Source organism: Glaciimonas sp. OK215 (assembly GCF_057787885.1).
This window is the reverse complement of the sequence record NZ_CM173544.1, coordinates 3,606,323-3,623,042: the sequence shown is the minus strand read 5'-3', so window position 1 is coordinate 3,623,042 and position 16,720 is coordinate 3,606,323. Positions and strand designations below refer to the sequence as shown.

Here is a 16,720-nt window from a genome sequence, read left to right as displayed (position 1 = left end):
AAAACAACACCTTGGAAGTAGATACTGTTATGACCGCCAAGTGCGATGCAAGGCGGACTTAAATGATTCCCCTGATTTGAGGACACCGAAACCCACATGAACGAGTTTTCGCATCATGGCGCCGATTACAAGGCTGGGATGTAATCCCAGCCTACAAATTTTTTTTCGTGATTTTCGTGGACAGTATATGAACAGACAAATAAGTAAAAAATTGGGCGGATATACCAGGCGTCTGCCTCAACTCCTCAGCCCGCTGCTCTTCATCCTGCTATGCGTTTGCACTGCTTACTGGGTGATGCAGCTAGTCAAGCCGGCGTTGCGTGCGGTCGCAGCGCCGCCTCAGGCGGAGGATGCGCAGATCGATATCTCCCAGGCTGCCGGCTTGTTTGGCGGGCCCAGCACGGCAACAGTCGGCAGCAATTACCAGCTGACGGGCGTAGTGGTCGCAAAAAAAACCGAGGAAAGCATCGCCATTCTGAGCGCCGACGGCAAGCCGGCACAGGCGGTCATGCAGGGCAGGGAATTGCTGCCCGGGACCAGCATCAAAGAGGTGCATGCCACCTATGTCCTGCTGTCTAAAGATGGCATTCTAAAGCGTGTGATGCTGCCTGAAGGCGCGCGGCCGAAGCCGGGGCTGTTAACTACGTCACCGGTATTGGCGCCAGCCCCGGCGGCGCTTATCAACCAGGATGTGCCTGCAGCCCCCCTAACACTGGGCACACCGGACAAGTGATGGGCACAAGTCGTGGACTCGGCAATACCGCGCTTGGTGCGTTCTACCGGCGCCTTGCCGCACGCATCGGCAAAGCCAAGGCAGTGACCGCGACCGCGCGCAAGATCGCCGTCCTGTTCTACAACGCGATGCGATATGGCATGGACTACCGGGATCCGGGCGCAGACCATTATGAGCAGCAATACCGGGACCGCGTCATCAAGCAGCTTCATCGTCGTGCCGCGCAATTCGGATTTACGCTGCATCCACAGGATTTATCAGAATCAGGGTGTGTTTCTTAGGAAGGCATCGGCCTTCTTTGCCCGCGAACTGAAATGAGCTATCAACTCATTCGTCAACTGCAAGAGAAGGCCTTCCCTGTGCAGCACTGTGCCGCGTTCTGTCGGTCAGCCGTTCTGGCTATTACGAGGCGCAGCATCGTTCTGCTAAACCGGTTTTGTGCAAAGCAAGCGTCCACCTAAAGGCTGCTTTCATGGCCAGCCATCAAAGCTATGGGAGCCGTCGGATGGTCACCGCGATGGCGAACCAAGGTATCCAGGTTGGACGCCACAAGGTGCGCAGTCTGATGCGCAAAGCTGCCTTAAGGCCCGTGTGGAAGCGTAAATTCGTCCAGACCACCGATAGCAAGCACAACTTGCCGGTCGCTGCCAACATCCTCAATCGGCAGTTCAATCCTGTCGCGCCGGACATGACATACGTGACCGACATTACGTACTCCGTACCGGTTCTGGATGGCTTTATCTGGCCATCGTGCTGGACTTGTTCGCACGCAAAGTGGTCGGCTGGGCCATGGCCCCGAACATGCCTGCTGAACTAGTCTGTGCTGCTCTGAACATGGCGATTCAGCAGCGGCGGCCAGCCTCCGGGCTGATCGTCCATTCTGACCGTGGCAGTCAATATGCAAGCGATCTGTACCAGAACCTTCTCGACGAACATGGCTTTGTTTGTAGCATGAGTCGCAAAGGAAATTGTTGGGGTGTGCCAAGAACGCGAACGTCAGCGCATCGACGTTTGCGGTGCTTTATTGAAGATGAAGGAAGGTCCTTCGGAGTCGGCTTGCAGGAGCGGGCTACCCTTTAGGGGTGGAGTGAGATGGAGTAAGGATCAGTGGTTTTATGGTCGAGGAAGGAAAAATGACAAAGGAATAATTTCAAGGAAAACAGAAATGAAAAGAATCTTACTAATTTACCTGGACCGGGATCAAGGTGAATCGCGATGACGTTTGTATTCCGGGTGTTTCACAAATCATGTCGGCAGAAAGGTAAGCCTCCTGCGCGGTCGCCTCAGGGTTTTCCGGAACCGACGGCGTGGAATAACTTTGACGGAATAATCTCGCGCGCGCAGGCAGCGGTGGAAACAGTCCGTTATCTTGAGAGTGCAATATGAAAAAAAATACGAGGTCGTTAGAAATACTGGACGCGCATGAAAAGAAAACGGTTGGTCGACCTACCGCGTACCGCGTACCGCGTACCGCGTACCGCGTACCGCGTACCGCGTACCGCGTACCGCGTACCGCGTACCGCGTACCGCGTACCGCGTACCGCGTACCGCGTACCGCGTACCGCGTACCGCGTACCGCGTACCGCGTACCGCGTACCGCGTACCGCGTACCGCGTACCGCGTACCGCGTACCGCGTACCGCGTACCGCGTACCGCGTACCGCGTACCGCGTACCGCGTACCGCGATGAGATGTGTGAGCAGGTGCGGAAGCTGTGCTTGCTCGGCGCGACTGACAACGAGCTGGCCGATTTTTTTGGTGTGTCGGAGGTGACGATTAACGCGTGGAAGCATGCTCACCCGACATTTCTTAAGTCCTTAAAAAGTGGCAAAGCCCAGGCCGATGCCGAGGTGGTCGATAAGCTGTACCAACGCGCGCTCGGCTACAGCCACGACGACGTCCACGTCTCGAATTATCAGGGCGAAATCACGCTGACGCCGATCATCAAGCGATACGCACCGGATCCGACGGCGGCGATTTTCTGGCTGAAAAACCGCCAGCCGCAAAAATGGCGTGACCGCGTCGTTTCGCAGATCGTGGTCGACAATGGGGAAGCGCATCAGGCTAAGGTGGACGACGATTTTTCTGAATTACGCGCGGCCTTTGCTAAACGCTTGGGCCGTGATATGCGGTGGTCAAGTAATTTCGGACACAACAATAGGTTCTTTTTCTGCCATTTTCCGCTCGTAGGCGGCGGGCGGCAGATTGCCCAATACTGAATTCAATCGCTCGGTGTTGTAGAAGCCGACGATGTACGCAGTGATGTCTTTCCTGGCCTCGGCATGGTTGGCATACTGGCGCTGCCAGACGCGCTCCATCTTGAGATTCAAGAAGAAGCGTTCCGCGACGGCATTGTCCCAACAATTTCCTTTGCGACTCATGCTACAAACAAAGCCATGTTCGTCGAGAAGGTCCTGGTACAGCTCGCTTGCATATTGACTGCCACGGTCAGAATGGACGATCAGCCCGGGGGCTGGCCGGCGCTGCTGAATCGCCATGTTCAGAGCAGCACAGACTAGTTCAGCAGGCATGTTCGGGGCCATGGCCCAGCCGACCACTTTGCGTGCGAACAAGTCCAGCACGATGGCCAGATAAAGCCATCCAGCACCGGTACGGACGTACGTGATGTCGGTCACGTACGCCATGTCCGGCGCGACCGGATTGAACTGCCGATTGAGGATGTTGGCAGCGACCGGCAAGTTGTGCTTGCTATCGGTGGTGTGGACGAATTTACGCTTCCACACGGGCTTTAGGGCAGCTTTGCGCATCAGACTGCGCACCTTGTGGCGTCCAACCTGGATACCTTGGTTCGCCATCGCGGTGACCAACCGGCGGCTTCCATAGCTTTGATGGCTGGCCATGAAAGCAGCCTTCAGGTGGACGCTTGCTTTGCACAAAACCGGTTTAGCAGAACGACGCTGCGCCTCGTAATAGCCAGAACGGCTGACCGACAGAACGCGGCAACAGTGCTGCACAGGGAAGGCCTTCTCTTGCAGTTGACGAATGAGTTGATAGCTCATTTCAGTTCGCGGGCAAAGAAGGCCGAGGCCTTTTTTAATATATCGACATCCTGGCGAAGTTGGCGATTCTCGAGTTCCAATTGTCGTATGCGCTGTTGCTCTGACGTGAGCGGCAAACCAATCCCGGCCTGGCCGCTCTGCTCGGCGCTGTACTGCGTAACCCAACGACGGATCGCCGTCGGGCCTATGTCCATACTTTCGCTGACATGCTGGACGCTCAGCCCCTGTTCTTTGATCATGCGCACGACTTCCAGCTTCAGATTCGTGTCAAACTTCTTGCGTTGCTTTGCCATGTACTTTTCCTCAGTTGATGGATTATCCACCCATTGAGGTGTCCGGCAAAATTAGACCACAGCAATATTTCGCGCTGAGACTGTGCGGCGGTACGCGCTCGACCAATGCAGCGCTTTGCACTCCATGTGTTCGCATCCTTCCTTGCGGTCGGCCCGGCTCGCCTCTCCGCAATAGGAGAAGCGCGCCGCGGTGCCGGTATCGAAGCGGCGCTGGCCAGGTAATGCCGCGAAGTTTGTGCCACCGATCTCATTGTAGCGGCGTGCTTGAAGGTGCCGTAAGAATTGCTGGTCGATGCCGATGGTTCGTTGCCTGTGACCGGCGCTTGTGCCCCTGGGGCATTGAACTGCAGGAAGGTTTCCAGCACTTCCTCGCTACAGTCGTGAATCCCGTTGGCCGGAAGCGTCCGGGGTGACAACGCGCCGCCCGGTTTCATGCGCATGTTGCCGCCATTTATATGCGTCCGTAGATGCGGATTGGTGGCGAGGCTGGCGGAGGTGAAGCCCGCGCTGTGGAAACACGCTTACGCTTCGAGGGGGCACCCGAGTGAATTTTCTCGAGAGATAGCCATGCATGCCTCTTCAAGCTCAGTGTCCACGTGCGCGCCGCCATCAGTATCAGTGACGTTCAATATCAATTCCCGCCGGCACATTGTTCTGCCGCGATTGTCGTTCAAAACTGGATCACTCCACCAATTGTTAGATACTTGGCGGGAGCGGGACTGGTCATCCCATACCTTACCTGACGATGTACTCAACCGTTTCTGGGCCTGATTTGTGCAAGAAAGCCGCCTAAATATATATATGTTGACCGGAGCAACCACGCCGGCGAAACTGTTGACTATGCCCTCGGAGTTCCTGTTCCACGGCCCAACATTTTGTAGGCAACGAAGGAGACTGAGATGTCACTGCAGAACCGAGTCAATCCGGAGGGTGAAATTTGTTGTTCCTCGGCACGTGGAGGGTTGATGGGCAACCGAGGCTGCCTCCATAACGAGGCCAGGAAAATAGTTGCCCGCTCCAAACGGGATGCCTGGGTCACGTGTTTGCTTGAATTTCAGAATCGCCGTCGAACGATCATGGATTCTGGTAACTATACCGAGTTGTTTTTCCTCGACGAGGCGACAGCTCTGGCCGCTGGCCACCGCCCCTGCGCCACGTGTCGGCGTGACCGTTACGACGCCTTCCTTGCTGCTTGGAGCGTGGGCAACCAGAATAGCGCAAAGGTGCTGGCCAGCGACGTGGATAAGAAAATGAAGCAGGATCGCGCCCTCAGTGCGCGCGTGGAGACATCCTCGATAATTGGATGTCCCGACGGCACTATTGTTAAGCAGGCGGAGCTAGGCGCCTGCTACCTCATCCGTGGTGCCAACCTGTATCGATGGTCATTTGACGGTTATAGTCCAGCAAAGCAGATGTCGACAGTTAGTGGGCCGTTTATCGTCCTGACTCCCGCTTGCACTATCAAAGCGCTTCAGGGCGGCTACGTGGCGCAGTTCCACCCAAGCGCTCGTTGAGGAATCCTGTAGGCGCCGATCCATTTTTTTTCCAGATGCCGAAACTAAACTGCCCCATGAAAAACCCTTGCAAACCCGGTGCTGGCAACAGTTTACAAAGGGATGTATCTAGGTTGTCAATACGCTTCCAATTTTTTCCACTTATCAGCGTTGAGTATTCCCAGTGCAATTGCGACATGGCACTGCCAGGACCGTAGTTCGATTAGTCCCCCTCGGCAAATGGGGCGCTGATATCTGGAAATTATCACTACGTGACAAATGCGGAGCCGGATATTTTTATGGAGCCGACATGAGACGACGCAGACCGGGAGTTTGGTGGGAGATCCTCAAGTTGCTGTTCTACGGATTCCTCGCGTTCATCCTGTCACATACAGACAGCAACCTGAAGGAAAAATATCACTATGAGCAACGTAGCCAAACGAGCAGTGAGGGCGTAGTCGACAAGACCAGTGCCGATGCTGGAATCGACTTACGCGCTCGAAAATAGCACACCATCGTCGTTGTAGTCGCTCTTGCGAGCCATGCCCCGGCGAACAAACTGCGGGTAGATGCATGGCCGTAGAATTCGTGGAAAATCGTTGCTTCCAGATCAGCGGCTGAAACCTATGCGTATCCTCCACCACATAAATCTTGCCATCAAAGAACGTTGCTTTCGGCGAATCGCCCGCCTGCTGACGATACGCCGACTCCTGGAGCGCCGCCGGTTGATCGCGGAATGTCCGGCCTTTCTTAAACCGGACCGTCGTCGTTCGACCGAACCCGGTGCTTGTGGCAGCGGCAGGTATCCGTTCGATGGTGCGATCAAATTCATCACGACGGAATGTGACGTGTATGTCTTTCCCGATGGCCGCGTGATTGACCTGCGTCCGCGTAAATAGCTCGTTCGCTACGGGCACCTAGGCGCCATGCTGGAGGGCAACTTATTCGGCGCACACGCATACAGCCTTGGCCTGCACAATGAGCATCACGGTCTGGATTGTCTATAATGGAATCGAACCCCGCGCCTGAGGCCTGCGGGTGCGCGAAGCAGTGCCGTGCGTAGGTACGTCTGCGGCTTTCCCCGCCGTTCTTGTGCTATCAGGGTGTCCTGAGATTTGAGGGAGATCGCAATGGAAAGTGTCAATACGGCGGCGGGGAATCAGCTCCTGCATTTCGAGGACTGCCAATCAGCGATTGATCAATTGTTTGTGGAATCGCTTGCCACGAACGGTGTGGATGGATTCCATGAATTCCTAGAGTTTGTTACGCGCTTCAACAACTTATCGATCTACAACGCCATGCTTGTGCGTGTTCAGCGGCCAGGATCAGGGGCTGTGGCTTCGCGGAGAAAATGGAGAAGTATAGGGCGACACGTCAAGTCCGATGCCATACCCATTGTGGTTCTCCGAGCTTTCGGACCAGTGTCGTTCCTGTTTGAGCAAGGGGATACGGAAGGCGATTCATTACCCGGAGAAGATGAAAACCCATTGTTCGCGGCGGGAGAGCTATCCCCGACAATTTATGAACAAACATGCAAAGCCGCCGCGAAGTACGATGTTCAGGTAGAGGAAACGCGCTGCTACGGTGCCTTGCTGGCAGGAACTGCTTCAGGGATTAACATCATGCCTGAGACGTGTACGTTAATATGCGCGGATGACGATAGTAGGACGACAGCCTTCCGAATCAAGGTCAACGCTACGCACAACTTGCCGACCCGGTATGCCACGCTGGCGCATGAATTGGGGCATGTCTATTGCGGCCATGTTGGCGCAGACAGGAAGGGGCGTTGGCCCGCAAGATTGCATCTAAACCATGCACAAAGAGAAGTGGAAGCCGAGGCTGTTGCATGGCTGGTGTGCAAACGCAACGGCGTGCTGACAAAATCGCGTGAGTATCTGAGCAGTCTGATGGAAGGTATCGACCTCTCCCCAATCAGCATGTATGCAATGCTTGAGGCCGCCAATCGGGTGGAATCGCGTACACCGCCGATTGAAAAATAACGTCTCGTGGCGACGCAGTGGCAGCTTGCATAACACCACGCGCAACCAATCCGGCCTTGGCGTCGTCGGGGGTATCTTTTCAACCAATACTCGAAGAAGAATCCAGAGTAATGCATCCTCTGGTGGCAGGACGACTGGTCAATTAACATATAATCGAATCAATGGGTTCGCTGCTCAGAATCATACACAACAAGATGTAGTTTAATCGAGGTCCAACGATGAGCCAGTTCGCACGGCAGCTAGATGGCATTGACGCGCTTGGTGAGCTTTCCACCAAGCCAGGAGCACATTGGTGGAAAGACCTGCTTTCTTTGTGGCGACCAAGTGGAGTCGAAGCTGGCGACTTCGGTCTCCGCCTCGCAATCCGCAATGGCTACCTGAATTTCTATAGGCGTGGGCAGTCCATCGCCCGTATCGAGTTCGACCGAAAGGGCACCCCCACAGCGACGATGCATATCAAATATGTTGGTAAGAGCATTGACGCGCCGTTCGGCCGAGAGTACGTGAAACTCCGCGACACTTGGATTCTGCGTGGGGGGAAACAATGGGACTCATACCGAGGAAGCAAGACCCTTGAGAAATGGATTAAGGCGGTTGACGAGGAATATGTCGGAACGGAGAAGAATCTCGTTGACCAGTTGGTTACTGCAAATCCGAACGTCATCGATTTGGAGATGGGGCTTCCAGCTTGGGGCGAGAAAAAGACAGCTCCCCGAATCGACCTCGTCGCGATTGAATCATCGACTGAGGGCCGAAAGGTTGTTTTCTGGGAGGCCAAACTCGTCACAGATGGCCGGCTTCGATGCAGTGACGATGTGGTGGCGGACGAGAAGCCAGAGGTCTTGAAGCAGTTGGCCGACTATCGAAAGTTTTTAAACGCGGAAGGGCACGTCGAATTGGTCGCCAAGGCTTACCTGAATGCGGCAAAGCTGATCGTCAAGCTTCGCGCAATGGCGGACGGCCTCGGGGAGGTGCATCCTCTTGGAGCCGAGATTGTGGCTGCTGCGTCATCGTCTGAGCTAAGCGTCGATTGCGAACCCCGCCTTGTCGTCCTGAACAAGAATGGCTCAAGCCAGACGGCATGGGCAATTCATGCCGACAAGCTTCGACAGCCCGGCGTCAAAACGACCGTCATCGAGGAAGGTGGTTCATTTGTCTTGATGTCACCAGCGTGAGAAGCCTTCTTCTTACCGTTCACCGCGCTACAGACCAGATCGGCGGCAACTGTATTGAGATATCGTCTGCTAGTGGCGAGCGAATCATCCTTGATGTTGGGCGACCGCTTGACGCACCCAAGGCCGCGACGGACTTTCTTCCGAAATCCCTAGACCTGGACCGGCCAGTCGCAGGCGTCCTGATTTCGCATCCTCATCAGGACCACTACGGCCTCCTCAACGAAACGCCTGCTCATTGGCCCGTCTATTCGGGCAGAGCCGCCGGGGGCCTGATGCACCTCACAGCCAGTATCTTCGGCACGGCCCCTGTACGCGACTACCGCCACTGGGAAGGCGGGAGGCCGATTGAGATCGGGCCCTTTCTGGTTACGCCCTACTTGACCGATCATTCCGCGTTCGACGCCTATATGTTGCTGATCGAGGCTGCGGGGAAGCGCATCCTCTATTCCGGTGATTTCCGTGCGCATGGGCGCAAGGCCGCCTTGGTTCAACGGCTTATGCAATCGCAGCCTCCCGACATCGACGTTCTCCTCATGGAGGGGACCAATCTAGGCAGCGACAAGCCGACCAAGAGCGAGACGGACTTAGAGGACGATTTCGTCGAGCTTTTCCGGGAAACGCGTGGGCGTGTGTTCGTTTGCTGGTCAGCGCAAAACATCGACCGGACGGTAACGCTCTATCGGGCTTGTCTAAAGTCCGGGCGCACCTTGGCCGTCGATCTCTACACAGCCGAGGTTCTCGAACTGCTCGCCGACGCGGGCCGCCTGCCGAGAGTGGGTTGGAATAATCTCAAGGTCGTCATCACCCGCGCCTTTTCCCGCCTCTACAAGTCCAAGGGGCGCGAGGATTTTGTCAAACGGATGGCGGCCCACGGTGTCTCAGCCGCCCGTTTGGTCAAGAATTCGGACAAGTGGGTCATCATGATCCGTCCGTCCCTGATGCGGGACATGATGCCCAAGGGAGTCGTGCCGAACCCGGACGACGCCTGGAGCTATTCCCAATGGCGCGGCTATCTCGAACAGCCTGATGGGGTCGCATTAAAGAAATGGTTCGATGAGGGCGGGGCCAGAGCGGCCCACATCCATACCTCCGGCCATGCCTCAGTAGCCGACCTCAAGGCGTTTTCAGTGGCCATGAAGCCGAAGATGCTGATCCCGATTCATGGCGTAGCTTGGGACAGCAACAGCGACGGCTTTTTCAACATCGTGCGGCTTCATGACGGCGAGCCGCTGGTTATCTGAGGCGCGAGAGATACGTTCTAGCAAAATATCAATTGCAAAAACAAAAAAATTGCCTGGCCGTATCCTAGTCACTGCGCCCCGGAAACGCGGTAACGCCGTTGTGTCGGGTGCTGCCAGTCTTCCTATCTGCAGCAGGTCAGTGCATTTGCGAACCACGTCGGTCGATCGCCGGACAAGCTCGGCCCGGAAGAGATTCGCGCGTGGAAAGTCCGCCTGCCGGAGTCCGGAAACTTACTCCTAAAAGTATCAGCCTCGCCGCCGCACTGCGCTTTTTGTACAAAGCCAATTACCTAGTTTCAGGGAAAAACTAGCTTCCAATTTCCCGAAAAAAACGATTGCTTTCCCGAAAACGGTAGCAGGTAATTCAAAATATAGGGATGGAACAATGGGTGCGCCCGTCCGACAATAGCCCTACTGATGCAACGGGATGTAAGAATGGCGTCGAAATTACAAGTATCGAAACATGCTCAGCAACGCCTCGTGCAGCGTGGCGTTCCACCGGTGATTGTCGAATGGCTTGATAGATATGGTGCGCATATGCCAGATGGTAGGGGATGTGAATTGGTGTGGTTCGACAAGCAGAGTAGGCGGCACCTGGCTAAGGCTGTAGGCGACAAGGTCGTCGATCGGTTGGGGTCTCTCTTGGACGCGTATGCGGTGATGAATGAGGCAGGCGTGCTCGTAACCATAGGTTGGCGTTACAAGCGGATACAACATTAAAGGAAAGGCAGAGCACACCATGGAACAGAAGACGAAGGCAGGGAAGACTTCTGAGGCAAAGAAGGCTATGGAGCAGGCGCTACGACGCATCCAATTGTCGCCGCGAGACCGACTATCCGATGGGCGCGATGCGTGGAGTGAGCTCGAGCGCGCAGAATCGGGCACAAGCGCTCATTCCGGCAAGCTGCTCGACGAGGCGGATGCAGTGCTCATCGCGCGACATCTCCACGAAATACTGCAGGAGTATCGGCCGGTACTGAAAGCAAAGGGATGGACCAAATCATCCCTGTGCCAAGAGGCGTTTGGAACGGGCTATCAGGACTCAAAAGAGCTGTATCGGCTCACTTTGCCACCAGATGTAGACCCGAAGCAACGAGATGTCCGCCGCAATGCCTTTAAGTACCGAACACTAATAAAAGCAATAGCTAAAGCCACTAACGAAAGCGTTGGCCCGCTCGCTGATCGTATCCTTTGGGGAACAAAGCTTCATCCGCAAAGCGCGTGGGGGAAGGGCTTTGAAGAAATAGAACAGGTACAAGTCACGCTGCAGGCGATAGTAGATAAAGTCGACAAGGACTGTGGCTTGTTTCAGCTCTATCAGGAGACAGCTAAAGCGAAAGCTGAAGGTTTTAAGAAAGGCCGGCGTGAGTGCTGGCCCATGTATGGAGTCAATGTACCCATATCTGAGGATCCTGAAGAGCTGGATCAATACCGCGAGGAGCTAAAGAGGGCCAGGGCCGCCGATCTTGGGCAGGCATTCTGGCTAGAGAACGAGCTTCTTGGACGGCACCGGCAGGACGAGTGGCAGCTATTTGGGTTTGACACGGAGGTACTGCAGAACGATGACTTTTTCTATGTGCCGCATGCGCCGCTCGGATACCTTGCAATCTGGGATCTGCCCGACCGCTCCGTTGATGAGTCGCGTTATGACATCGCCGTTGCGCGGGAGGTTAAGCAGATGCAGGCCGAAAAAGAGGGCAAACCCGTGCAGGTCATGCCTACCGACGCGTTTGACGATATCACGCAGCGGCCAAGTGGACAAACCGAACCAACGAACTCGGATTTGCAATATTATTTTTGGCTTTTGATCTATCCGCATCCGAACGGCAAACGGCTTGTGCCGACGCTGTATTCGCCTGGCGAGGAGGGCGGAGCGTATCTTCTGCCGCTTGACATGGAGGCTTTGGCGATGCTTCGGCATGCCAAATGGGTTTCGCCGACCGAGAGCATGTCTGTGGTTGATCGGCTAAGGCGCGTGCTGAGCGAGACTGGCACCGACGACATGTGCGACGTGGAGCGCGCATTTCGGCGGACAGCTTGGTGGTTATCGCATAACCCGCACTTGAAGTGGCTTGCGGAAGAGCGCGGCGTGGCGTTGAAACTCGAAAAGGCGTTTAAGCGAACAAGTTTAACAAATAAATAATTAACTACAGGAGACCACGGGTGTGGTTCGCTCAATCCAGGAGCACCTAATGTGGAAAGAAGCTATGAACAAAAATTATTTTCGTTTGAATTACCCATCTAACTTTGACATCACCAACCTCGTTCAAAGCCGAGGGTTGGCCGACCTTGATCCGGAGCTCGCAATGAAGCTGCGCCCGAACGACTACGTGCTTGGCGCGCGCTATAGCCCGGCAGATCGGCTGGGCGAGGTCCGCCTTCTTGGGAATGTTGTGCGGGCAGACGCCGTACTCGATATTGAATGGAGACATGTCCGGATCGACTTGCGGCCGAGCAGCCAAGGCCAACATTTCTGGAAGAGGTCACACTTTCGTTTCGCAGATAGTGTTGCAAAGAGGTATAGGCTCGAGGATCTTTGTATGGAGGTGTTCGCCATCAACACAGACGGTGCAGAAGGTGATGACCGAGGGTGTGCGGAATTTTGTGTAAACGGAATTTCGTTTAATTCGGCGTCATCCGTTCTTCAAACTGGATTGTGAAGCGGTTGAGTGCTCCTTTCCAGTCCCGCAAGGGCATCGTCCACTTCTTGCTGATATTGTTTAATGCCAGATAAAACAGCTTGCTGACGGCCTCATCAGTTGGGAATGAACTGCGGGTTTTGATGACTTTCCGCAGGCTCATATTAATGGATTCAATGGCGTTGGTGGTGTAAATGACCTTGCGAATTTCCGGCGGGTAGTCGAAGAACGGCGTGATCCGAGCCCAATTTCGCCGCCAGGACAGGCTGATCGACTGGTAGTCCTTGTCCCACTTTGACTCAAATTCGGTGAGCATGAGTTCGGCTTCATCGACGGTCGCCGCACTGTAGATTCGCTTCAGATCGGTAGCCACTTCCTTCTGTACTTTCCAGGGAACGAAGTTCAGGCTATTTCGCACCATGTGAACGATGCATAGTTGAACGGCGGCTTTCGGATAGACCGCCTCGATGGCATCAGGGAAGCCTTTCAAGCCGTCGACGCAGGCAATGAAGATGTCCTGCACGCCACGATTCTTCAACTCGGTCACCACTTGCAGCCAGAACTTGGCGCCCTCGGTCTGAGCGATCCACAGGCCCAGCACTTCCTTGTGGCCCTCCATGTTCACGCCGATGGCCAGGTAGACAGCCTTGTTTCGGACGGCGCCTGTGTCGCGCACTTTGACGTGGATGCAGTCGAGATACAGAATCGGGTAAAGGGCATCGAGCGGTCTGGCCTGCCAGATCTTCACATCTTCGCTCACAGCATCTGTGACGGACGATATCAGGCTTGGTGACACCTCGGCACCATAGATCTCTTCCAAGTGGCTCTGGATCTCCCTGACCGTCAGGCCACGGGCATACAGCGAGATGATCTTGTCGTCGAAGCCGGTCCAACGGGTCTGATGCTTGCTAACGATTTGCGGTTCAAACGCGCCTTGACGATCGCGGGGAATATCGAGCGGGAGTGCGCCGAAATCGCCTTTGAGCGTCTTGCTGCTGTGGCCGTTGCGGGTGTTGGCCGTGTCGTTGATGACCGCGTCGCTCTTGCCGTGACCGAGATGGTCCGTCATCTCCACTTCCAGCGCGCGCTCGACCAGCATCTTGGTCAGTTGCTTGAGCAAGCCATTTTCGCCAATCAGGTCTTCAGGTTTTTTGTAGTTGGCAAGCAGGCTGTCAGCCAGCTTGACCAGTTCAGGATCGGGCTTGGCCCGCTTGGTGCGTTTTACGTAGGTCATTTTTTCCTCTATGGTGGCAGTGTCCTGCCAAATGACCGTTTACACAAAACTAAATACACCCTCTGATGACCCGGCGCGGCGCATCCGCGAGAGCCGAGGTGATGAAGAGCACGCCTCTGATCCGGGCCACGTCTAGGCCCTGTAATTTTCTCTAATTCGCCTATCCTGTTTATAGACGCCTGGAGCATGGGGTCATGTGGCGACAAAACACCTATAAGGATGACCATGAAAAACAAAACCAACCTGCCTTCAGTTTCCGCTTTGCTGCTGTTCGCGGCATTCGCATTGCCTACAGGGAACGCGGCCCGGACCCGACTGATGACCTGAATCCGGCGGATGATGCGGTCGGCACTAAGAGGGTTCCCGCCTTTATCTGCGACGGAGACCACGTCGTTTGTTGGTGTAATCGCATAGTTCCTTCGCGACCGCCTGCCAAGCGGCCCTGAGTTGCCCACGTCATTGACCAAGGCCAAGGCGACGATACAGCGTGAAGGTCACGCCAGCAGCACGGCACGAAAATGCAAGTGGATCGATGAGCTGGTTCGCCCCTCTGCGCGCACGACCACTTCTCCAACCAAGACATTGCCGACATGCGCGATGACCTGGCAGTCGCATTCATCAAAACGGAAACCATTGCGCAGGTGGACGCCCATCTGACAACGCGTGACCGGCTCGACGCCGCCAAAGCCGCGGAGCGCGCGCAGTGGCTGTCAGCCAAACAACCAAGTCAAGCAGTGGCGTGAATTAAAAATTGTTAAATTGATATTCATAACCTATAGTATTGAGCATGTGCCAGCGCTTGAACACCACCTTGGCAGTTCCCGAGTGGCGACAGATAAAAGCAATACGTTTTAGGGAGAAAATATGTTCTGCTCTAGATGCGGTGCAGAAAATCATGCTGAAGCCGGCTACTGCCATAATTGCGGCGCGTCACTATCGAGCGTCGGCACACACAAAAACAGCCCAAGATCGGCCGCAGCTTCCATTCAAGGTCATGCGATATGGAATCCAAATGCAGCAGCCAACTGGAGCCTTATTTTTACACCCGCGTTTGGCTCATATTTGCAAATGCTCAACTGGAAAGCACTCGGAGAACCTGATAAGGCCGCGTCCTCTAAAAATTGGTTCTATGCCAGCCTATCAATTCTAGTCATCTATGTATTGATAGGTGTATTCATGTCCGACTCCAAGGCCGCAGATGGCGCAGTTCGCGGACTGGGTTTTCTGTATTTGCTCGTTTGGTATTTTTCAACAGGACGCTCTCAAGGAAAATTCGTAAAAGAAAAATTCGGCCTGAACTATGCCAGGAATCCTTGGGGTAAAGCGTTGCTTACCGGTTTTACTGCCAGCATCGGCTACTTCATTTTTTTCTTGCTTGTGGCGTATATCCAAGGTGCAGCAGTAACGTCGCAGAATAAAAACGAAACAGACCTGGCCGCTGCGGCGAAGTCCAACCCCTACGGCAAGTTCGACACCACAGAGCTGCCAGCCGCCCCCACCCCGGCACGGGCGGCCCAATACAACGCGCTGCAAGCACAGCAGGACGCCAGCCCGATTGCCTTCACCACGATGGGAAGCGACCAGAATCTCCAGGTGTTCTTCAAGGACGGCACGGCACGCACGCTGCAAGCCGGCGAGCCGATTCCTGACAATGTCGCGCAATTCAACGCCCGCCAGGCGCAACTCAAAGCGCTGCGCAATGGTGCCGTCGCATCGGGAGTACCGCCAACCAATTCGGTCGGCGATATTAACAGCCCAAACGCAATCGCAATCGCCGAGTTGAAGAAAAGCCCGTATCTCGCGCCGCAGTTTGACAGTCTTTATGGCCCCGGTGCTGCACAAAAAGTGTTGGGGAATATGGCAAAAGACGACAACGAGCAGCAAGCAATCAACCCGATCTCCAAAAATGTGACGCCCGACACGACTCCCGACGACCGCAACAATGTCGCGCTCGCTACAACGGCTGGCATCGATGGGGCGGTGCAGGTCATCAGAGGCATGCAGGGAACGATGGCGATCCCGAGCGCGGAAGGCAACGGCTATAACGAGGTGCCGCAAACCATCTATGACGCCGGGGTTGCTGCGGGTAATCCATCCACTGCCGTGCAAAACTATAACGCCCAAGTCAATCAGGGCATCATTTACGGCAGCAACCCGAACCAGGCCGCGCCGGATGCGGCAGCCGTCGCGGGACAGAGAGCAGAGGCTGAAAATCAAAGGGCATGGGCATTGGCAGATCAAGCGCAGAGAATACAGGCCTTGCCACAAGCCCATGCGCAAGAGCGGGCGCAAATGCAATACCAAACACAGTCCGGCGTGGACGGAAACTCGCTCCCAACAGGCGTGAGTCCATCTTACTTTGGCACGAGCGGGCAGCATTACCAGGGTGTTGCGGGTGGCATCGTGAACAGCACCACTGGGACGTTTTCGCAAGACGTTGGCGCAGGGTTCGTTAATAGCCAGACTGGGCAATTTACCCCCAAACCGTAATCGGTTTTTATAAGCCGCTATTTTGAAATAGACGGATACCATGCGGTATCGACAATCTCGCGGTCGGTTTTCCGGTTCTCAGGTGTGGGCTATGTGCCGGTGCTACGCAATGTCGTGCGCCAGCGGTGCGCCACTGCATCATGCACGGTGCCGCCGTCTAAGGGTCTATACTGGACGTGCCGCCAGCACCCAGGCCACGACGCGTACCCATAGGAGTGGTTTGCGTAGGCAAGACGGGATCAAGAACTCCCCTTGTTCACCTGACGGCCTTTTCTCAAAACCGGTCAGCACCCAGGCATTGGAGCCGACTGTCTTGACCAAGGCAGCAACGTTATCGCCCCTTTCAGAGGCCACCCTATACCCTACCTATACGAGATCGACGAAACATTTGGAGTCGAGCGTG

The 16,720-nt window shown here is 55.2% G+C and carries 15 protein-coding genes and 1 pseudogene; 14 read left to right on the top strand and 2 right to left on the bottom strand.

The annotated features are described in order from the left end of the window. The first annotated feature begins 187 nt into the window (after positions 1-187). The 4 genes and pseudogenes from AC3CHX_RS16705 to AC3CHX_RS16690 all read left to right on the top strand — a co-directional run bounded on the left by AC3CHX_RS16705 (position 188) and on the right by AC3CHX_RS16690 (position 2,951). Positions 188-733, top strand: coding sequence for a type II secretion system protein N (locus AC3CHX_RS16705; RefSeq protein ID WP_488629161.1), 546 nt, complete (start codon positions 188-190; stop codon positions 731-733). Beyond that, a complete protein-coding gene (locus tag AC3CHX_RS16700; protein ID WP_488629160.1) occupies positions 733-1,014 on the top strand; it encodes a hypothetical protein in 282 nt (93 codons plus the stop codon). The genes AC3CHX_RS16705 and AC3CHX_RS16700 overlap by 1 nt, the downstream gene beginning before the upstream one ends. A gap of 9 nt (positions 1,015-1,023) precedes the next feature. Then, positions 1,024-1,708: pseudogene (locus tag AC3CHX_RS16695) on the top strand (IS3 family transposase); the annotation flags it as partial. 742 nt (positions 1,709-2,450) lie between these two features. Further along, positions 2,451-2,951 carry a hypothetical protein gene (locus AC3CHX_RS16690; protein ID WP_488629159.1) on the top strand — a complete coding sequence of 167 codons (501 nt, stop codon included), beginning with the start codon at positions 2,451-2,453 and terminating at the stop codon, positions 2,949-2,951. Here the strand turns inward: AC3CHX_RS16690 and AC3CHX_RS16685 are convergent. Next, positions 2,868-4,045, bottom strand: a protein-coding gene (locus AC3CHX_RS16685; protein WP_488629158.1) for an IS3 family transposase whose coding sequence is annotated in 2 segments (ribosomal slippage) — positions 2,868-3,778 and positions 3,778-4,045 — 1,179 coding nt in all. Because the reading frame shifts where the segments join, the coding sequence is not laid out codon by codon here. The two genes, AC3CHX_RS16690 and AC3CHX_RS16685, sit on opposite strands and share 84 nt — an antisense overlap. Before the next feature lie 899 nt (positions 4,046-4,944). Here AC3CHX_RS16685 and AC3CHX_RS16680 point away from each other — a divergent pair. The 8 genes from AC3CHX_RS16680 (at position 4,945) to AC3CHX_RS16645 (ending at position 12,614) form a co-directional block, all read left to right on the top strand. Continuing rightward, complete coding sequence (locus AC3CHX_RS16680; RefSeq protein ID WP_488629157.1) at positions 4,945-5,559, top strand: hypothetical protein; 615 nt, start codon at positions 4,945-4,947, stop codon at positions 5,557-5,559. Between the two features lie 289 nt (positions 5,560-5,848). Continuing rightward, positions 5,849-6,046, top strand: a complete 198-nt coding sequence (locus AC3CHX_RS16675) for a hypothetical protein (RefSeq protein WP_488629156.1) — start codon at positions 5,849-5,851, stop codon at positions 6,044-6,046. 118 nt (positions 6,047-6,164) lie between these two features. After that, a complete protein-coding gene (locus AC3CHX_RS16670; protein ID WP_488629155.1) occupies positions 6,165-6,437 on the top strand; it encodes a hypothetical protein in 273 nt (90 codons plus the stop codon). A 231-nt stretch (positions 6,438-6,668) separates the two neighbouring features. Continuing rightward, the gene (locus AC3CHX_RS16665) at positions 6,669-7,538 is read left to right on the top strand and encodes an ImmA/IrrE family metallo-endopeptidase (RefSeq protein ID WP_488629154.1); all 870 of its coding nucleotides are present in this window, start codon (positions 6,669-6,671) and stop codon (positions 7,536-7,538) included. A gap of 218 nt (positions 7,539-7,756) precedes the next feature. Continuing rightward, positions 7,757-8,713 (top strand): hypothetical protein, encoded by a 957-nt coding sequence (locus AC3CHX_RS16660; RefSeq protein WP_488629153.1) that lies wholly within the window; start codon positions 7,757-7,759, stop codon positions 8,711-8,713. Continuing rightward, on the top strand, positions 8,620-9,954 hold the full coding sequence (locus AC3CHX_RS16655; protein ID WP_488629152.1) for an MBL fold metallo-hydrolase: 1,335 nt from the start codon (positions 8,620-8,622) through the stop codon (positions 9,952-9,954). Before AC3CHX_RS16660 ends, AC3CHX_RS16655 begins: the two co-directional genes overlap by 94 nt. A gap of 739 nt (positions 9,955-10,693) precedes the next feature. Further along, positions 10,694-12,097: a hypothetical protein gene (locus AC3CHX_RS16650; protein ID WP_488629151.1), complete on the top strand. Its 1,404-nt coding sequence runs from the start codon at positions 10,694-10,696 to the stop codon at positions 12,095-12,097. Positions 12,098-12,146: 49 nt separating this feature from the next. Then, the gene (locus AC3CHX_RS16645; RefSeq protein ID WP_488629150.1) at positions 12,147-12,614 is read left to right on the top strand and encodes a hypothetical protein; all 468 of its coding nucleotides are present in this window, start codon (positions 12,147-12,149) and stop codon (positions 12,612-12,614) included. Here the strand turns inward: AC3CHX_RS16645 and AC3CHX_RS16640 are convergent. Next, entirely contained in the window at positions 12,577-13,827 is a 1,251-nt protein-coding gene (locus AC3CHX_RS16640; RefSeq protein ID WP_488629149.1) for an IS256 family transposase, read from the bottom strand. The two genes, AC3CHX_RS16645 and AC3CHX_RS16640, sit on opposite strands and share 38 nt — an antisense overlap. 590 nt (positions 13,828-14,417) lie before the next feature. Here AC3CHX_RS16640 and AC3CHX_RS16635 point away from each other — a divergent pair. Both AC3CHX_RS16635 and AC3CHX_RS16630 read left to right on the top strand, forming a co-directional pair. Beyond that, complete coding sequence (locus tag AC3CHX_RS16635) at positions 14,418-14,570, top strand: hypothetical protein (protein ID WP_488629148.1); 153 nt, start codon at positions 14,418-14,420, stop codon at positions 14,568-14,570. A 433-nt stretch (positions 14,571-15,003) separates the two neighbouring features. Continuing rightward, complete coding sequence (locus AC3CHX_RS16630) at positions 15,004-16,317, top strand: hypothetical protein (protein WP_488629147.1); 1,314 nt, start codon at positions 15,004-15,006, stop codon at positions 16,315-16,317. Positions 16,318-16,720 lie beyond the last annotated feature (403 nt).

Bases quoted from the DNA above. Each gene is read 5' to 3' on its own strand.
- AC3CHX_RS16705 (WP_488629161.1), top strand. From the start codon at position 188: ATGAACAGACAAATAAGTAAAAAATTGGGCGGATATACCAGGCGTCTG.
- AC3CHX_RS16700 (WP_488629160.1), top strand. From the start codon at position 733: ATGGGCACAAGTCGTGGACTCGGCAATACCGCGCTTGGTGCGTTCTAC.
- AC3CHX_RS16680 (WP_488629157.1), top strand. From the start codon at position 4,945: ATGTCACTGCAGAACCGAGTCAATCCGGAGGGTGAAATTTGTTGTTCC.
- AC3CHX_RS16675 (WP_488629156.1), top strand. From the start codon at position 5,849: ATGAGACGACGCAGACCGGGAGTTTGGTGGGAGATCCTCAAGTTGCTG.
- AC3CHX_RS16670 (WP_488629155.1), top strand. From the start codon at position 6,165: ATGCGTATCCTCCACCACATAAATCTTGCCATCAAAGAACGTTGCTTT.
- AC3CHX_RS16665 (WP_488629154.1), top strand. From the start codon at position 6,669: ATGGAAAGTGTCAATACGGCGGCGGGGAATCAGCTCCTGCATTTCGAG.
- AC3CHX_RS16660 (WP_488629153.1), top strand. From the start codon at position 7,757: ATGAGCCAGTTCGCACGGCAGCTAGATGGCATTGACGCGCTTGGTGAG.
- AC3CHX_RS16655 (WP_488629152.1), top strand. From the start codon at position 8,620: ATGGGCAATTCATGCCGACAAGCTTCGACAGCCCGGCGTCAAAACGAC.
- AC3CHX_RS16650 (WP_488629151.1), top strand. From the start codon at position 10,694: ATGGAACAGAAGACGAAGGCAGGGAAGACTTCTGAGGCAAAGAAGGCT.
- AC3CHX_RS16645 (WP_488629150.1), top strand. From the start codon at position 12,147: ATGTGGAAAGAAGCTATGAACAAAAATTATTTTCGTTTGAATTACCCA.
- AC3CHX_RS16640 (WP_488629149.1), bottom strand. From the start codon at position 13,827: ATGACCTACGTAAAACGCACCAAGCGGGCCAAGCCCGATCCTGAACTG.
- AC3CHX_RS16635 (WP_488629148.1), top strand. From the start codon at position 14,418: ATGCGCGATGACCTGGCAGTCGCATTCATCAAAACGGAAACCATTGCG.
- AC3CHX_RS16630 (WP_488629147.1), top strand. From the start codon at position 15,004: ATGTCCGACTCCAAGGCCGCAGATGGCGCAGTTCGCGGACTGGGTTTT.